Here is a 15,916-nt window from a genome sequence, read left to right on the forward strand (position 1 = left end):
TTTGAATCACGATTAGGATTATAAAAAAAACTTAATATATAGGATAAAAGAAATATATATACGGAATATAAAGATTCAAGTGTATAGGAACTATAAAACCAGCGATTGAAATAATCAAGAAAATAACTACCTTGATAATTGAAAAATAAAGCTAACGGAATACCTAGATGAAACAATCCAAGAACAGCAAAAAAACCAAAGTATAACGTTGAGCTTGCTTTATTAATACCATTTAATTGCAATATAAATAACGATATTAGCCAAAAAAAAGTTACTATCAAACCTACATTATCAAGCAACTGCAAGCTATACTGGCCATTAACAAAAAATAGAAGAAATGAACATAAGCAAATCGCAAGATATAGAGATCCACCTTGTAAATAATTTATTTTCATTATTAATCAACGCTATTTACATACCAAGGCATCGCTTTCTCAATACCTTGAATAATATCAAACTGCGGCGCATATCCTAAAGCATTTCGTATCTTACTTATATTAGCCTGACTATGACGCACATCCCCTTCACGGAAATCTCGATAGACCGGGGCTTGAGTATAGCTAACGCCATTAGCACCTAAATGCTCTTTAAGTGCTAAGAACAGCGTATTAAGGGTAGTACGACCGCCCACAGCGACATTGTATACTTGGTTCTTGGCTTCCTCGGTAGCAGTCGCTGCCAAAATATTAGCTTGTACGGCATTTTCAATGAAATTAAAGTCGCGACTGGTATCGCCATCACCATTAATAAACACCTCATCACCTGCGATCATAGCAGCCGTCCACTTTGGTATTACCGCTGCATATGCGCCATCTGGTGTTTGGCGTTTACCAAAGATATTAAAGTAACGTAGACCAATCGTCTTAAAGCCATATGTACGTGAGAACACATCTGCATACAGCTCATTAACATATTTAGTCACCGCGTAGGGTGATAACGGGTTACCAATAGCATTCTCGACTTTTGGTAAAGCTGGATGATCGCCATAGGTTGAGCTGCTCGCCGCATAGGTAAAGCTAGCTACCTGAGCATCACGAGCTGCTACGAGCATATTTAAGTAGCCTGAGATATTAGTATCATTAGTATTGATAGGATCAGCGATAGAGCGCGGCACCGAACCCAGTGCTGCTTGATGCAGTACGTAGTCTACGCCTATACATGCTGACTGACAGTCATCTAGATTACGAATATCGCCTTCTATAAAAGTAAAGTTCTGCCACTGATCTTCATTTACTAAACCCTGTACTTCATCTAAGTTATGCTGAAAACCAGTAGCAAAGTTATCTAGACCGACTACTTTTTGATTTAGTAACAATAGCTCTTCTAGTAAGTTAGAGCCTATGAATCCTGCTACCCCAGTAATTAGCCAAGTTTTTGGTTCATTGATTAGCGACTTTTTAATTTTTTCATATGCAGTTGACGTCATAACCATTACTTTCCGTATTTTTCATAGATTTATAGGCGGATATCAGTGTCTTCTTTGGTAAAGACATACTTTAAATCGTAAAGCACGTGTTCATTCTTGCCAAATGCTCTAATCTGCTCTACACCCAGCTCGACGAACTCATTATGCGCGACCGCTAAGATGATACCATCATAGTTATTCATAGCGGGCTTGCTAATAGGCGTCACATTATATTCACGCTCAGCTTCTGCTTTATCTACCCAAGGGTCATAGACATCAACGTCGATATTATATTCTTTTAGCTCATGGACAATATCAATGACCTTGGTGTTACGCACATCGGGGCAATTTTCTTTGAAACTCAGCCCTAAGACCAAGACTTTTGCCCCTTCAACCTGAATACGCTTTTTGATCATGGTTTTGACCAGTTGCGTGACCACATACTCACCCATACTGTCATTCAAGCGACGTCCAGCCAAGATAATCTCTGGATTATAACCAATCGCTTGCGCTTTATGAGTCAAGTAATAAGGATCTACACCGATGCAGTGACCACCCACGAGACCTGGACGAAACGGTAAAAAATTCCACTTGGTACCTGCTGCTTCTAAGACCGCTTGAGTATCGATACCCATTTTATTAAAAATAACGGCTAACTCATTAATTAAAGCAATATTGACATCTCTTTGGGTGTTTTCAATCACCTTTGCCGCTTCTGCTACTTTAATACTTGCTGCTTTATGAGTGCCGGCAGTAATAATCAAATTGTATACTTCATCGACAAAATCAGCGACTTCAGGTGTTGAGCCTGCCGTTACTTTTAAAATATTGGTAACGCGGTGTTCTTTATCACCAGGATTGATACGTTCAGGACTATAACCGGCATAAAAGTCTTGATTGAAGGTTAATCCCGAGACTTTCTCTAGCACCGGAATACAAACTTCTTCTGTGGCACCCGGATAGACGGTTGATTCATAAACCACAATATCGTTTTGTTTTAATAAGCCGCCGATAGCTTCTGAGGCTTTAATTAAAGGCGTAAGATCGGGCTGTTTATAATCATCAATAGGCGTCGGTACCGTAACAATAAAAAAGTTACAATCCTTAAGCGCTTGTATATCTGAGCTATAATTCAAATGCGATGCTTGGGTCAGCTCTTCATCACTGACTTCCAAGGTATGATCTGTACCTGCACACAGGGCCTCTATACGATTGGCATTAATATCAAAGCCTACTACTGGCAGATGCTTACCAAACTCAACGGCTAGAGGCAAACCCACATAGCCAAGTCCGATAACCGCTATTTTTATATTCTTAATATCTAGCATAATTTTCCTTTGTTCATCTAATCAATTTTAGTTAAAAAATAGTATTTAGGGTATTTATTGAGAGTTATGCAGCTTTAGAGCCTTCTTGATAACCTGCTACAAACTGTTTGAATTGCTGCTTTAGCCAAGGGACATCAAACTCTTTTTGTTTTTCATTCAACTCAAACAATACCGATTCAAGCTCATCCAATGGAAAGCTATGCTCTATTGCTTGCATGATCAATGGATGATATGTCGATTCAATGTTGTCTTCACCGATGATCAGCTCTTCATAGAGCTTCTCTCCGGCTCTAAGACCCGTAAAGATCACTTCGATATCACCCTCAGGATGGGCGCCATCTTTAATATCAAAGCCACTTAAGTGAATCATTCGATGCGCTAGATCAACAATCTTAACTGGCTCGCCCATATCGAGGACAAACACTTCACCACCTGATGCCATTGCGCCTGCTTGGATAACCAGATTTGCCGCCTCTGGAATCGTCATAAAGTAACGAGTCACATCAGGATGGGTGACCGTAATCGGCTTACCTTGTTCTATTTGCTTAGTAAATAAAGGCACAACAGAGCCCGATGAGCCAAGGACATTACCAAAACGAACCATACTAATGCAGGTCTGGCTATCCGTCAGGCTTAGCGCTTGGCAAACCAACTCTGCTAAACGCTTAGATGCGCCCATCACGTTGGTCGGTCTTACGGCTTTATCGGTTGAGATTAAAACAAAGGTTTCGACATTTGCTGCAATCGCGGCTCGCGCACAATGATACGTGCCTTTGGTATTATTAATAACGCCTTCAAAAGGATTATGCTCTACCATTGGCACATGTTTATAAGCAGCCGCATGGTAAACCGTTTGGATGTTATAGAGATTTAGTATTCTGAGCAGGTTCGATTCATTAGTGACATTACCGATGACTGCAACGATTTGGATGTCTTTATAAGCAGGCGTATTGGCTTGCTTAATGGTTAGCTCTTGATGGATGCTATAAAGCGCAAACTCGGACAGCTCATAGAGCACGATACATTTAGGCTGGTTCTTGATTACTTGACGACATAACTCACTACCGATAGAGCCACCAGCGCCTGTAACTAACACGCACTTATCTTTGATATTCATCTGCAGCAATTTAGCATCAGGTTCAACAGTCTGTCTGTCTAACACATCCAAGATGTCTACTTTACGCATACTACTGACGGTCACTTTTTCGTCAGCGATCTCTTCTAAGCTTGGTAATTCTTTTATTTTTATGGCAATGCCTGAGAGCTTATCTATAATCTTGCGTTTTTGCGCGCGGCTGATTGAAGGAATAGCCAAAAATACCTGCGCAATCTCTAATTCTTCTACTAAGCTTACTAAGTCATGAGCCGGATAAATCTTTTTACCGAGCAAATAAGCACCAGCAAGCTGTGGATCATCATCAACGTAAGCCACAACATTATATTTATGTGAGTTTCTTAAACCCTCTAATAAATCTCGACCAGCCTCTCCGGCGCCGTAAATAACAACATTATCATAAACACCATCGTCTTTAAGGCGACGCTGGGCTCTACCGCTCCAGCGCATTAAAATCTCACGAATAATAAGACGACTATTCCATAACCAGATAAAGAAGAAAAATAGAAAGATAATGGGAACGGAGCGCGGTATATCTTCTGAAGGATTTAAATAGATGATAATCTCGTAAACAACGATGAGCACAAAGAATAGCTTTGCGACACTACCCATCACCGTATCTAAAAAACCACGTGCTACGCCTTTATAAAAACCAATCAAATATAAACCGACGATGGGCAGCGTACCATAAGATAATAATATGATAGGACTAATGTTATGAGCGATGTCACCATAGCGCAACGACAACGCTAAGAACAGGCAAACTAAAGATGCTACCAAGTCTGTAGTGAGTAAAATCGCTCGTTTTACACTACGGGGCAACGATAACAAGTATTCGGCTATACGTTGTAGCCAGCCAGTTTTGCCATGAAGTGATGGATAATCACTTGACGGTTTTGAATTAGTAGACATAATACTCAACCACTTAAAAACGTGAATTTTGGTAGAATTTTCCAAAAAGCTAACTATTGGTTATTACCATAAGCATAACTATAGTGATAACTATATTTGCTCATAATCCCTTGTTGTACATCGTTGAGAATGATACCGTCGACCTTTATATTGGCTTTATTCATCTGATTAACCGCATAAACCAGCTGCCCTTCTATAGAATCGTCGTATCTAGTTACCATCAATACCTTATCAGCGTGCTGGGCTAGTATCATAGCGTCAGAAGCGGCCAATACTGGTGGCGAGTCGATGACAATATAATCATAATGCAGATTAAGCTCCGCCATTAAATGATTAAAACTGCCATTTGCTAATAATGAAGCAGGGTTACGCGGATGCTGGCCGCGTGGCATAAAATCAATATTATCTATGCCAGTCGGATGAATAAAGCTTGCTAAGTTACTACTCTCTTGGCTAGTAATAACTTCTGTAGTTTTGGCGTTAGATTTTGATAAATGTGTCTTATCCTGTGATAAATAGTCCGCCAAACCATTATCTTGACTCATACTAAACATTCTATGTAGCTCACCTAAGCGCATATCAGCATCGATAATTAATACTTTTTTATCTAACTGCGCAAATACTTCTGTTAGATTTGCAGAGATAAAAGACTTACCAACGCCCGGGCTTTCGCCAGTAATAAGAATAACTTTGGCGCGCTGACCGGCCCGCCCTTCTACTGGCATGCCGAACATTAGATTTGTTCTTAAGCTTTTAATAGCTTCATAGCTCAAACTATTATTATCAACATAAGCCAACAAACGATTAGGTGCTTTCTTATTTTTACGCAGTCTTGTCAATAGTGGCGAACGTGGAACCGTTGCTACTACAGGAACGCCCGTTTTAGATTCAATACGCTCAGGGTCTTTGACCACATTTCTAAGCATATTTTTAAGCAGTACCAGCATCGTTCCAAGCATCGCTCCTAACAGCATGGCCAATATCATAATTTGCAATTTCTTTGGTGCAATGGCCTTATAAGTACTGATAGGCAAATCGATGATACGGGCGAAACCAATTTGACCCGCTTTAACGATTTTTAACTGTTCATAGTTTTTAAGTAGCGTCAGATAGATCTCTCTATTAATCGTCGTGTCAGCTGACAGTTGTAGAAACTCTCTTTGTATCTCAGGTAAACCGGCGATAGTATCGTCTATCTCATTTTTTCTAGCATTAAGTACCGCCAGTTGCTCATTGATCTGGACAACCAAAGGGTGCTCTTCTGTGTAGTAAGTCGTGAGATCCGCTTTTTTAAGCTTCAATTCATTGAGTTGGGCATCGATTTGCGAGTTTTCTGTCAATAACAACTCTGCTTCTTTGCCTACATCAATAGTGCCGTACTTTTTACGGAAATCATTAAATACTGCTTCCGAGTCTTCCAGTTTTTTCTTTAACGTTGGAATCTGAGTTTCCATAAAACTAATGGTTTTAGTAGTTTCTTCGGAACCACGCGACTGATTTTGATCAATGTAAGATAAGACAATTTGTTTTAATATCAAGCTGGTTTGTTGCTGATTGGCACCCGTCATAGATAGCTGAATAATGCCTGTCTGCTTACCTTTTTCAACCACAGATAGCGCGCTATTTATCTGGTCAGTCGTGGTTTGAAGAGATTGCTTAGTGATATTAACCGAGTAGCCATCAACTGGGAGATCATCAACTTTAATTTGAATCTGACCATCTGTGCCTTTAAATAAATGCGCCTTACCGATCTGACCTTTAAAATCGTCAAAACCATTAGTTAACACAAATCCTGTCGCGGAGCGTGTCAAAGTAAAAGATTGATTTAAATATTCTTGTGAGACATTAAATTGGCTAATTTTTGCTTCACCATCTTCGGTTTTAAGAGAGACACCTTCCGGTTTATTTATTTGAGTATCCGTACTATTGCTCTTGATTCTATCCAACGCGCCAATATTAGGATCGGACAAACGAATTCGTAGATGTAACAAATTAACCACTGGCTCTAAGATCATACGCGATCTTATCAGCTCAGCCTCTGCTTGCGCTTTACTGACTTCAGAGCCAATCAGCTCAGAAATATCCGCACCTAATGCGGCAACGCCTTTAGAATTCTCTTCAATTTGAATCAGTGCATCCGACTTAAAAGTAGGATTGACGTATCTGCTATACAAAATCCCTATTACCAATCCTAATACAGCAAAAAACACAATGACTTTCCAGCCACGCAAAATGGCAAACAGTAGCGCCATAAGATCAATTTCGTCGTTATCTTCTTTGGAAGCAGCGTTTGATAAGTTCTTTGAATCTGTATTCATAACTGTATGGTCATCACTTAAGGTTAATCGTTTAATAGCAGCTATTTAGCTAATTTTATCGGCCCACTGTTCTAGGCCAACAACAATATCTTGATATGCTGTCTGAAACGCACTCATCTCATGTTTATAGGGGTCGGCAATATCTTTGTCTTGCCAATGGCCGAGCTTAAAAGTCTTGCCGCGACAAAACGGCCAGCGCTCTTCGATCCATTTGGTCTGACTGTCTGACATAGTAAAAATCAAATCCGCTTTTTTTGCCAAACCTTCGTCAATTTGTTTGGCGACATGATTAGTGATATCTATTTCTTGCCCTGCCATAATCTCTAGCGCGGCAGGATCTGCAGAGTGCCCGACTAAAGCCCCCACCCCTGCAGAATCGATATTTTTATGAGGGTAACGTTGTTTTAATAACGCTTCTGCCATGGGACTACGGCAAATATTGCCGACACACACCACTAAAATATTATCAAATGCCATAATAATTATTACCTATTATTTATAAACCCAATGCCTATAAGCCTGAGAGCGACCTAATAGCTGACGTAGAAGGTAAAATAGCGCTGATAACACGATTCCAACGCGTTAAGCCAGTTGGATCGACATAAACAATATCATTCGGGTGCATCTCGAAACGATTGGCTAGCGCAAAGCTGGTTATGGTCTGCATATCTACATAGTAAATATCTGTCGCTCGTGTATTTAAATTATCACGAACCACATATATTTTAGCCGCATTTGCTGTAGCAGAATTAAGCCCTTTAGACTCACCCAAAACCTGCGCCAAACTAATACCTTGCTCTAAAATAGGCACTGGCTCTACTTGACCAAACTCACCTAAAACATATACTTTATTACGGTCTTGACTATTGACGTGGATAGAGTCGCCATCTCGCAGGTAAATTTGGTTAGCAGAAGCGCCCATTTGGCGCAGCGACTCCAGTCCGATGTTATAGCTAGTACCGTTACGGTTTAGCACGACATTATTTGAGTCGCCAGTCGGAGTGGCCCCGCCCGCCATAGAAATTGCGCCATAGAGCGACACAGGCACATCAGCAATAGCAAACTCGCCCGGTTGTTTAACCTCACCATCAATAAAGAATTTATTGCCACGGTAGTTAACGATTTTAACCTGCGGGTCTGGATATTTAAGATAACGTTGCAGTTGTTTCTGTAAATTGGCAGTAAATTGTGGCACGCTCATGCCACTGGCTTTAATACGTCCAATAAGTGGAAACTGTACAAAACCTTGTTGATCAACAGGGAAGCCCAAAGCATAAGGGTTGGCAGTGTTACTACTATTTGTCAAAGGCGGCGCAATCTCTGGATACCCTACTAGCGTAATACCTAAAATATCACCTTCCGAGATTCGGTAATCAACTTGCCCAGAGGTTCTTAGCAAACGCGTTAAATCGCTACTAGGAACAACGGCCTGCTTCGGTGGTAGCGTCGCCAAATTTAACGGCTGCACATTAAACTGTATACCACTCGCAGCTACGAATGAACCACTGGGCGGCAGATCACCAGATTGTAGGCCAGAGTTAATGCTGGAACAGCCTGAAATCAGACCTATCATAAGCACAGACGCCACACCTAATAACTTTGATGAATTGAAGAACATAAAAAAACCTTTATAAATCACAGATATAAGTAGCGTCTAGCAACGAGCGCAATTGAGACAACTATACTAAAAAGTTACACCAACCATAAAAAAAGCAAAGCCATAATAACATAGGTGGTTAAATAGTGAATAATAATAGGCTATTTTTGGTAAAAATTACGCAATAGTAACAATTAGTTTATATTCATTTCTTATAAAGCTTTTAATTTTTAATGTTAATTAGGGATACTTAATAAAGCATCATCTACTCGTTAATTACAATAGCCTTAAAAGCTAATCTTAAACATAACTTCGATAAATAGCGTATAATACTCAGTCTAATTTTATACATTGAGAAATGTAAACCCACCGACTCAAGGATATCGTTATGAAAGATGAAAAACTGCAAAAAGCACTCGCCCGCATGGGACTTGGTTCACGTCGTCAGATGGAAGAAGTGATTAAAGCAGGGCGTGTGACCGTTAATAATGGACCCGCAACCATCGGCGACCGCGTCGAACAAGGCGATGAGATCCGTGTTGACGGTCGTCAAATCAAATATACGGCTGAAAATGAAAAGCGTCGTCGCGTTTTAGCTTATTATAAGCCCGAAGGCGAAGTATGTTCTGCCAATGATCCAGAAGGTCGTCCAACAGTTTTTGAACGTTTGCCAAAATTGACTCATGATCGCTGGGTTATGGTTGGGCGCTTGGATATTAACTCAACTGGTCTACTCTTATTTACCAATGATGGCGAGATGGCGCACCGCTTAATGCATCCGTCTAGCGAAGTCACACGCGAGTATGCCGTACGTGTACTTGGTGAAGTTACTCCTGATATCGCGCGTACTCTAACGGCTGGCGTCATGTTAGAAGATGGCATGGCACAGTTTGAAGATATCAAAGAAGGCGGCGGTGAAGGCGTCAATAAATGGTACCACGTCAGACTAAAAGAAGGTCGAAATCGCGAAGTGCGCCGATTGTTTGAGTCACAAGGTCTTAAGGTGAGCCGTCTATTACGTACGCGTTACGGATCAATTTCGCTGCCAAAAGAGCTACGTACCGGTCGCTTTTTAGAGCTCGACAAAAAAGAGATCAATACCTTAACCGATTTGGTCAGCCTACGCCCACGTCACGGTACTGGTTTGCATGGTGCAGCTAAAGAAAAGCAAGAACGTATCAAAAGCAAGCCGCTCAAAGCGCGCCGTGTTGACAGTCGTAGCGATAGCCGTCCTAGTAGTGCAAAACCTAAAAGCAGTGGCAGTCCTGCCAGTCGCGGTTCACGTAATACCCGCGATCGTAACAACAAGCGTTAATCAGTCACGGATTAATCCTAGCTGATAAAAAAGCGGTCAATGACTGATTCATTGACCGCTTTTTTATGCGTTTTTTAAGACTATCACTAACTTTAGGCTTAGTCGTCATGACTATGAATATAATTTTTCATCACTCGTAATTCTTGTAGATGTTGCTCTTCCATTCGCTCTAATACCCCATCTAAGCGCTGCTCAATGTTGTCCAATATCTCTTGTAACAGCCTACCCGCCTCAGCCTGCGTCTGTCCATTTTTAGTACGATTGCTTATATTGATATTTGCTAAATGATAATGACTGACCAACATTTCGGGTAAGCGGGTATGCAGCATTTTATGTAAGACAAATTGTTGCTCGTTAATAGCTGAAGTTACATTTTGCGCTTCTAACTCGTTTTGGTAGTTGTGGTAGTCGGCTACTTTCTTATCAATATTCTGTAATTGTCGTAGCTGCTTATCTGATAAGACTTCTAGATGTTTTTTATTTAAATCTAGCTGTTGCCAATTGAGAGAAGTTAACAACAGGGGCGCATTACTATCTTGATAGGTCAGCACGCCTGGAGTAATGCCAACCATTCTATGCAATGCGTACCAGCCCTTTCTACCCAAATAAAAGACGCTGACAGTAGTAACCACACCAACGCCTATTAATATACTCATGTCACTTTACTCTTCTTTAAACCTATTTCAGTATAAACATTTAGACTTGGGATATTATTATCCCTCATTTACAGCTTAATATTTTCTATATCAGTTTCTTTATTAGCTGGGTTTTCAATTGCTTGGACTTCAACAGCGCTATTATCGATTTTTTGTAGTCTAGAATTGCTGGTTGGATTACTAAAACGCTGCTGCAAGTATCGATTGGTTGCCAGCAACTTTTGCCCATCTTGATGATAGGAGGCATTGAGCAAGTCATCAAACTGGGTATTAATCGTCCTAAGCACTTCTAATAGCGCCTCTTTGCCCGTGACATCAGAATGCTTAATTTTCGTGGTATCAGCAAGGGCGCCGTTCCCGACATCTAAGTCATGCAAGCGGCGATAATCCGCTACCGCCAGTGGGACATGCCTATCCATTAGATTTTGTATCATAACGTAGGTTTCATTGACGGTATCTTTATCATCAATTTTGCCATCATTATTGGTATCACCATAAATAACTCGCAGCTTCTCGCCCTTATCATTGATTTGATCAAGCGCTGTTTTGACCTCAACTGGCAAGCTTTTTTCAGGAATATAACCCAATTGCGGCATTGCTTTATACTCAAGCATTTTGGGCGCCGTGATTTTCTTAATACCACGATATCCAAGGTACAACCCAGCTGCTGGCAGCACGCCATATAAAACAAACATCACGAACATCGCAGTCAATTGGGTCATTTGGGTATCCTTGTTATTTGGCAAAATACTTAGCAAAAATATTTGGCAGACGCGGTTGGCAAATTTATTGTTATTTTCGATAATACTTAATCATTATTATTAAACAAAAAAATAAGGCTGTATTAAAGCCTTATATTGTTATGTATTGAGCCGATTGTGTTTATAGTTATTTTCAAACAAAACAGAAACATGAATTTTTTACGCGACACTGGAATAAACTTTTCTAGCTTGCTGTGCCTGCGCCGACAGAGGCTGCGAAAAATTCATTCCAGTGTCTCTGTATCATTTTTATACTGAACTCACAATGACAATACTAACGACTTTTAAATACTCTTCGCTAAATTCAAGTTAGCTTTGCGTACGGCTTTTGACATAACGATGGGTGGACGCAAGACGATTCATCACCGTTTGATGCAACTCATCTAATAACTCGTCAAGCTCGTAATCAATGTCTAAAAACAAATCCGTGAGCATATCGCCGGCGGTCATTTTTCCTTGGACGACATTGTTTTTCGTGCGATGTGGGCTAAAACGTTGCAGCTGCTCATAGTGATGTAGCGCCTCAGGAATACTTTCAGACACTAACTTATCAATGACAAACTGGCGCTCATTATGTTGCTGCTGTTGCTCGGCATTGAGCTCGCTACTCCACTCACGGTAGCGTTTTAGCTTACTATTAATCCGGTCTAATATGGCAACCGCTTCAATCGGCATGGCATTTAAGGTGGCTGCATCGACCACATCAACAAGCTCAGTCATAATCGGACAGCGTCCATGTTTAAGATACCATAAGGTATCTGGGTCAAAAGGAGGTCTATTGGTCGGGCGCATTTGGGCGCGATTGGCTAGATAGCGATCGGTCAACGGCGTCGGCGTGCGGATATCATTCACTTGCGCTAAGGCATCACAAATGCGCTCGCTACGCTGCGGCTCGCTAAGCGAAGAATTTGAAGCTGAAGTATCCATGATTTCTTGATTATCGCTACTATCGCCTTGCTTATTTGCATTATTAGAAACTTCTTTAGCGGCAGCTTGCTGAGCATTTTTGGCAGCGATGGTTGGCAGGTCATCTTGGGCTTGCCCAAACGACTGTAGCATTCTTGTCAGACTTATGACCATGACCTACCCTGCTCCTCGCTTATTCTTTATTCATTGCTGACTAATATTGCTGAATAGTACTGATGACTTGGTAGCAGCTATTGCAGCAAACACATTGCATTCGATCATTTTATCCCTTATCTTAACAGCTTTTTCGGGCGCTGCCAGTAAGTAAAAGTCACCGTTTTGATTGTTAAAGGATAAGCCCATTATCATGAATTTCACCGATTATAGCGCGGGTTTTTTGCTTGGTTTATCCTTGATTATCGCCATTGGCTCACAAAACGCCTTTGTCCTCAAACAAGGGTTAAAACGCGAGCACATATTTTTCGTCTGCTTATTTTGCGCCGTCAGTGACGCGATTTTAATTTCTGCTGGGGTAGCAGGCTTTGGCGCGGTTACGGCGCAATATCCACAAGTTGTGAACATCGCTAAAATTGCTGGCGTTATTTTCTTATTAGGCTATGGACTACAAAGCTTATATGCCAGCGTACGCCTATCGCATGCGCTCACCATCGATGGTCAGGTGGTCACCAGTTTAAAAAAAGCGCTGTTATTATGTTTTGGCTTTACTTGGCTTAACCCGCACGTCTATCTAGATACATTGGTGCTGGTCGGCATGGTTTCAACCGGTGCCAGTAGTAAACTGGCATTTGCAGTCGGCGCGGTCAGTGCGTCGTTCTTTTTCTTTTTTGCTTTGGGCTATGGCGCGCGCCTGCTCAGACCTTTATTTGCCAAACCAAAAGCTTGGAATATATTGGACGCGTTGGTAGGCATATTAATGCTGTATTTGGCTTGGCATTTATACCAAAGCTAACCATGTATTCAGTGCATTTAACGTTAAAAACGAAAAAACCAAATACGCTATGAAACGTATTTGGTTCTTTTATTTACCCCATCGAGCATTTATGCTACTTTTTTACGCTTTTTAGGTTTTACAAAGGTCAAGTTTAAAAAGTGCTCAAGCGAATCATCAAGAATGTTTAACCATGGCTCTGGCAATTTAGGAGCCATTGTACCGGTCAAGGTAGAACGATAAGCCTTTTCTCGAAAGGTCATGATGTTCTCAGCTTTATCTTTTTGCCATTCTTTTAAAATCTCGCCCTGTTTTTCAACGGCAAATTCTGGATAATCGGTAGCATTGGTCAAATCACGAATATAAGCGGCCTGAAAGTCAATTGAATCACTGACCGTCACACTTTTGGCATACGTTGCGAGCCATTTTTGCTCGTCTGCTTCACGCGCTGCCAAATCAGGCAATTCGATATCACCCATTATCACATCACGTGCATACCACGCTTGCGCATCAAACATATTAAAGGTGAAATACTGGTCTTGCATGCCCAAATAAATCAGCTTTGGATTTGGCTGCCAAAAGATACCTTTATACAAGTTGGCTGGATACAAGCAGTTGTGCGTCTGCAAACGTAGCTCATCTGGCATAAACGGAAAATGGAACAAGTAACCGGTACACATGATGATGGCGTCAAACTTTTGGCTTGTACCATCGGCAAAGTGCGCGACATCATCTTCAAAATGCGTTACCAATGGCACTTCTTTAATACCCTCAGGCCACTCATAACCGAGCGGTTTACTACGATAACTGATGGTTACCGACTTGGTGCCATATTTGTAGCACTGAGTACCAATATCTTCGGCAGAATAGCTACTACCTACTAATAAGATATCTTCATCTTTAAATTCTAAGGCATCGCGGAAATCATGCGCGTGCAAGATACGACCTGGAAAGGCTTCTAAACCTTCAAAATACGGCATATTTGGCGTAGAGAAATGACCCGTTGCTACCACGACATAATCAAACTCTTCGACTTCTTGCTCATCGGTTTTATGATTCATCACCGTCACGGTGAATTTTTGCGTGTCATCATCAAACGACACCCAGCGCACAGGGCATTCAAATCGAATATATTTTTGGATATCTTGTTTATCGATACGCCCCATGATGTAGTCTTTTAGGACTTCGCGCGGCGGATACGATGGGATGGCTTCACCAAAATGCTCATCAAACGAATAATCGGCAAACTCTAAGCATTCTTTGGGACCATTTGACCATAAATAGCGGTACATACTGCCGTGAACGGGTTCGCCGTTTCTATCTAAACCCGTACGCCAACTGTAATTCCACATACCGCCGATAGCGTTTTGCTTTTCATAACATACGATTTCAGGTAAGTCTTTTATCCCGGCTAAACGAGCCGCTTCAAAGGCACGTAACTGTGCTAAACCACTTGGACCTGCACCTAAAATTGCAATTCTTTTCTTACTCAAAACTGACTCCTATAATATTGTTGTACCCCTATCATAACATATTTGTATGGATGACGTTTTTAATGCAGATTTTTGGTGATTAATTGGAATTCGCATAATGATTAGCAAGATATGGAAAGGTGTTACTAAACAACCTTTTAGGATAAGTATTAGTATTTTTTATCAAATAGGCAGATTTGACTACTTTAGGAGGTTTTAGACTTTAACCCAATAATAAAAAGACCATGTTTTTTTACACGGTCTAAAAAATACGGATATATCTTAAAAAAGAAGGGCTTAAAAAAGGACAGGTAAGAGCCATTAGAGAAGTAAGTGGCAGACAAGAAAGGTAATAGTTACACTAAATCAGGAAATAAGGTACGTAGTCCATTAACGATAATCTCGATAGAAACTGCCGCGAGCAACATACCCATGATACGACTCATGATATTAAGTCCAGTATCGCCCAATAAACGACTAATACGCCCCGCTGCCATTAGCGCCACATAACAAAATAAGCTGATAAATAAACCAGCAATCAAAATCGCAGAGACTTGCAAAATACCGGTGACCTGTGATGAATAGATAATCACCGTCGAGATACCGCCAGGTCCAATCATCATGGGAATGGCAATCGGAACTACGGCAGCAGCCATCGTTGGCGGCGCACCTTGCAAATGGTCAACATCAAAGTTTTCTTGATCGGGCTTAACCGGGTTACCTTCGCCATTCATCATATTTAGGGCGATTAAAAATACCAAGATACCACCTGCCAACTGGAACGAACCAATCGAGATACCAAGCAATTTAAGTAACGTCTCGCCTGCTAAGGTAAAAAAGCTAATGGTGATAAAAATCGTCAAACAAGCGATGCGCGCCACTTTACGGCGATTATTTAGCGAATAGCCGTGAGTTGAATCCAAAAACAACGTCAAGGCGCCAAAGGGATTAATCAGTACCATAAAGGCTAAGATTATCTTGATAATTTCAGTATCCACTGAGCGCTCGCTTATCTATTGGTCAAATCGGACAAAAGATAAGGTCGCTATGCACAAGTACAGGCAAAGACGACCTTATAATCGGTAGCAGCGGCATTGTAGCATAGCCAGATAAGCCTATTAAATCATTAACTTCGCTTAATGTCTCGTCCTTACCAATTCAATAGCATATCCGTACAAATCTG

The 15,916-nt window shown here is 41.0% G+C and carries 14 protein-coding genes; 2 read left to right on the forward strand and 12 right to left on the reverse strand.

Annotated features, from left to right (window positions below; genetic code table 11):
• The 7 genes from CXF58_RS13925 to CXF58_RS06070 all read right to left on the reverse strand — a co-directional run.
• The coding region (locus CXF58_RS13925) for a hypothetical protein (RefSeq protein WP_219621726.1) at window positions 1-395 on the reverse strand (395 nt) is incomplete at its 3' end.
• A gap of 2 nt (window positions 396-397) precedes the next feature.
• Complete coding sequence (locus CXF58_RS06045) at window positions 398-1,432, reverse strand: NAD-dependent epimerase/dehydratase family protein (RefSeq protein WP_102076892.1); 1,035 nt, start codon at window positions 1,430-1,432, stop codon at window positions 398-400.
• Window positions 1,433-1,455: 23 nt separating this feature from the next.
• Complete coding sequence (tviB, locus tag CXF58_RS06050; protein WP_102076893.1) at window positions 1,456-2,733, reverse strand: Vi polysaccharide biosynthesis UDP-N-acetylglucosamine C-6 dehydrogenase TviB; 1,278 nt, start codon at window positions 2,731-2,733, stop codon at window positions 1,456-1,458.
• Between the two features lie 64 nt (window positions 2,734-2,797).
• Window positions 2,798-4,759 (reverse strand): polysaccharide biosynthesis protein, encoded by a 1,962-nt coding sequence (locus CXF58_RS06055; RefSeq protein ID WP_102076894.1) that lies wholly within the window; start codon window positions 4,757-4,759, stop codon window positions 2,798-2,800.
• A gap of 53 nt (window positions 4,760-4,812) precedes the next feature.
• On the reverse strand, window positions 4,813-7,077 hold the full coding sequence (locus CXF58_RS06060) for a GNVR domain-containing protein (RefSeq protein WP_102076895.1): 2,265 nt from the start codon (window positions 7,075-7,077) through the stop codon (window positions 4,813-4,815).
• A 45-nt stretch (window positions 7,078-7,122) separates the two neighbouring features.
• Window positions 7,123-7,554: a low molecular weight protein-tyrosine-phosphatase gene (locus CXF58_RS06065; protein ID WP_102076896.1), complete on the reverse strand. Its 432-nt coding sequence runs from the start codon at window positions 7,552-7,554 to the stop codon at window positions 7,123-7,125.
• Between the two features lie 34 nt (window positions 7,555-7,588).
• The gene (locus tag CXF58_RS06070; protein ID WP_102076897.1) at window positions 7,589-8,695 is read right to left on the reverse strand and encodes a polysaccharide biosynthesis/export family protein; all 1,107 of its coding nucleotides are present in this window, start codon (window positions 8,693-8,695) and stop codon (window positions 7,589-7,591) included.
• A 367-nt stretch (window positions 8,696-9,062) separates the two neighbouring features.
• Here CXF58_RS06070 and rluB point away from each other — a divergent pair, with 367 nt between their 5' ends.
• Window positions 9,063-9,989 (forward strand): 23S rRNA pseudouridine(2605) synthase RluB, encoded by a 927-nt coding sequence (gene rluB / locus CXF58_RS06075; RefSeq protein ID WP_102076898.1) that lies wholly within the window; start codon window positions 9,063-9,065, stop codon window positions 9,987-9,989.
• Between the two features lie 98 nt (window positions 9,990-10,087).
• Here the strand turns inward: rluB and CXF58_RS06080 are convergent, their stop codons facing one another.
• From CXF58_RS06080 to CXF58_RS06090, 3 genes are all read right to left on the reverse strand, one after another.
• Window positions 10,088-10,645: a hypothetical protein gene (locus CXF58_RS06080; protein ID WP_102076899.1), complete on the reverse strand. Its 558-nt coding sequence runs from the start codon at window positions 10,643-10,645 to the stop codon at window positions 10,088-10,090.
• Between the two features lie 68 nt (window positions 10,646-10,713).
• A complete protein-coding gene (locus CXF58_RS06085) occupies window positions 10,714-11,367 on the reverse strand; it encodes a hypothetical protein (RefSeq protein ID WP_102076900.1) in 654 nt (217 codons plus the stop codon).
• Window positions 11,368-11,715: 348 nt separating this feature from the next.
• A complete protein-coding gene (locus CXF58_RS06090; RefSeq protein WP_228706552.1) occupies window positions 11,716-12,486 on the reverse strand; it encodes a hypothetical protein in 771 nt (256 codons plus the stop codon).
• Window positions 12,487-12,679: 193 nt separating this feature from the next.
• Here CXF58_RS06090 and CXF58_RS06095 point away from each other — a divergent pair, with 193 nt between their 5' ends.
• A complete protein-coding gene (locus tag CXF58_RS06095; protein ID WP_102076902.1) occupies window positions 12,680-13,282 on the forward strand; it encodes a LysE/ArgO family amino acid transporter in 603 nt (200 codons plus the stop codon).
• 89 nt (window positions 13,283-13,371) lie between these two features.
• Here the strand turns inward: CXF58_RS06095 and CXF58_RS06100 are convergent, their stop codons facing one another.
• A complete protein-coding gene (locus CXF58_RS06100; RefSeq protein ID WP_102076903.1) occupies window positions 13,372-14,754 on the reverse strand; it encodes an NAD(P)-binding domain-containing protein in 1,383 nt (460 codons plus the stop codon).
• Between the two features lie 335 nt (window positions 14,755-15,089).
• Window positions 15,090-15,731: a MarC family protein gene (locus tag CXF58_RS06105; RefSeq protein WP_082894251.1), complete on the reverse strand. Its 642-nt coding sequence runs from the start codon at window positions 15,729-15,731 to the stop codon at window positions 15,090-15,092.
• Between the last annotated feature and the right edge of the window lie 185 nt (window positions 15,732-15,916).

It is taken from the genome of Psychrobacter sp. Sarcosine-02u-2, from assembly GCF_002836335.1.
GTDB lineage: Bacteria > Pseudomonadota > Gammaproteobacteria > Pseudomonadales > Moraxellaceae > Psychrobacter > Psychrobacter faecalis.

Excerpts from the sequence above, each read along its gene's own strand:
- CXF58_RS06045 (WP_102076892.1), bottom strand. The coding sequence starts at position 1,432 with ATGGTTATGACGTCAACTGCATATGAAAAAATTAAAAAGTCGCTAATC.
- tviB (WP_102076893.1), bottom strand. The coding sequence starts at position 2,733 with ATGCTAGATATTAAGAATATAAAAATAGCGGTTATCGGACTTGGCTAT.
- CXF58_RS06055 (WP_102076894.1), bottom strand. The coding sequence starts at position 4,759 with ATGTCTACTAATTCAAAACCGTCAAGTGATTATCCATCACTTCATGGC.
- CXF58_RS06060 (WP_102076895.1), bottom strand. The coding sequence starts at position 7,077 with ATGAATACAGATTCAAAGAACTTATCAAACGCTGCTTCCAAAGAAGAT.
- CXF58_RS06065 (WP_102076896.1), bottom strand. The coding sequence starts at position 7,554 with ATGGCATTTGATAATATTTTAGTGGTGTGTGTCGGCAATATTTGCCGT.
- CXF58_RS06070 (WP_102076897.1), bottom strand. The coding sequence starts at position 8,695 with ATGTTCTTCAATTCATCAAAGTTATTAGGTGTGGCGTCTGTGCTTATG.
- rluB (WP_102076898.1), top strand. The coding sequence starts at position 9,063 with ATGAAAGATGAAAAACTGCAAAAAGCACTCGCCCGCATGGGACTTGGT.
- CXF58_RS06080 (WP_102076899.1), bottom strand. The coding sequence starts at position 10,645 with ATGAGTATATTAATAGGCGTTGGTGTGGTTACTACTGTCAGCGTCTTT.
- CXF58_RS06085 (WP_102076900.1), bottom strand. The coding sequence starts at position 11,367 with ATGACCCAATTGACTGCGATGTTCGTGATGTTTGTTTTATATGGCGTG.
- CXF58_RS06090 (WP_228706552.1), bottom strand. The coding sequence starts at position 12,486 with ATGGTCATAAGTCTGACAAGAATGCTACAGTCGTTTGGGCAAGCCCAA.
- CXF58_RS06095 (WP_102076902.1), top strand. The coding sequence starts at position 12,680 with ATGAATTTCACCGATTATAGCGCGGGTTTTTTGCTTGGTTTATCCTTG.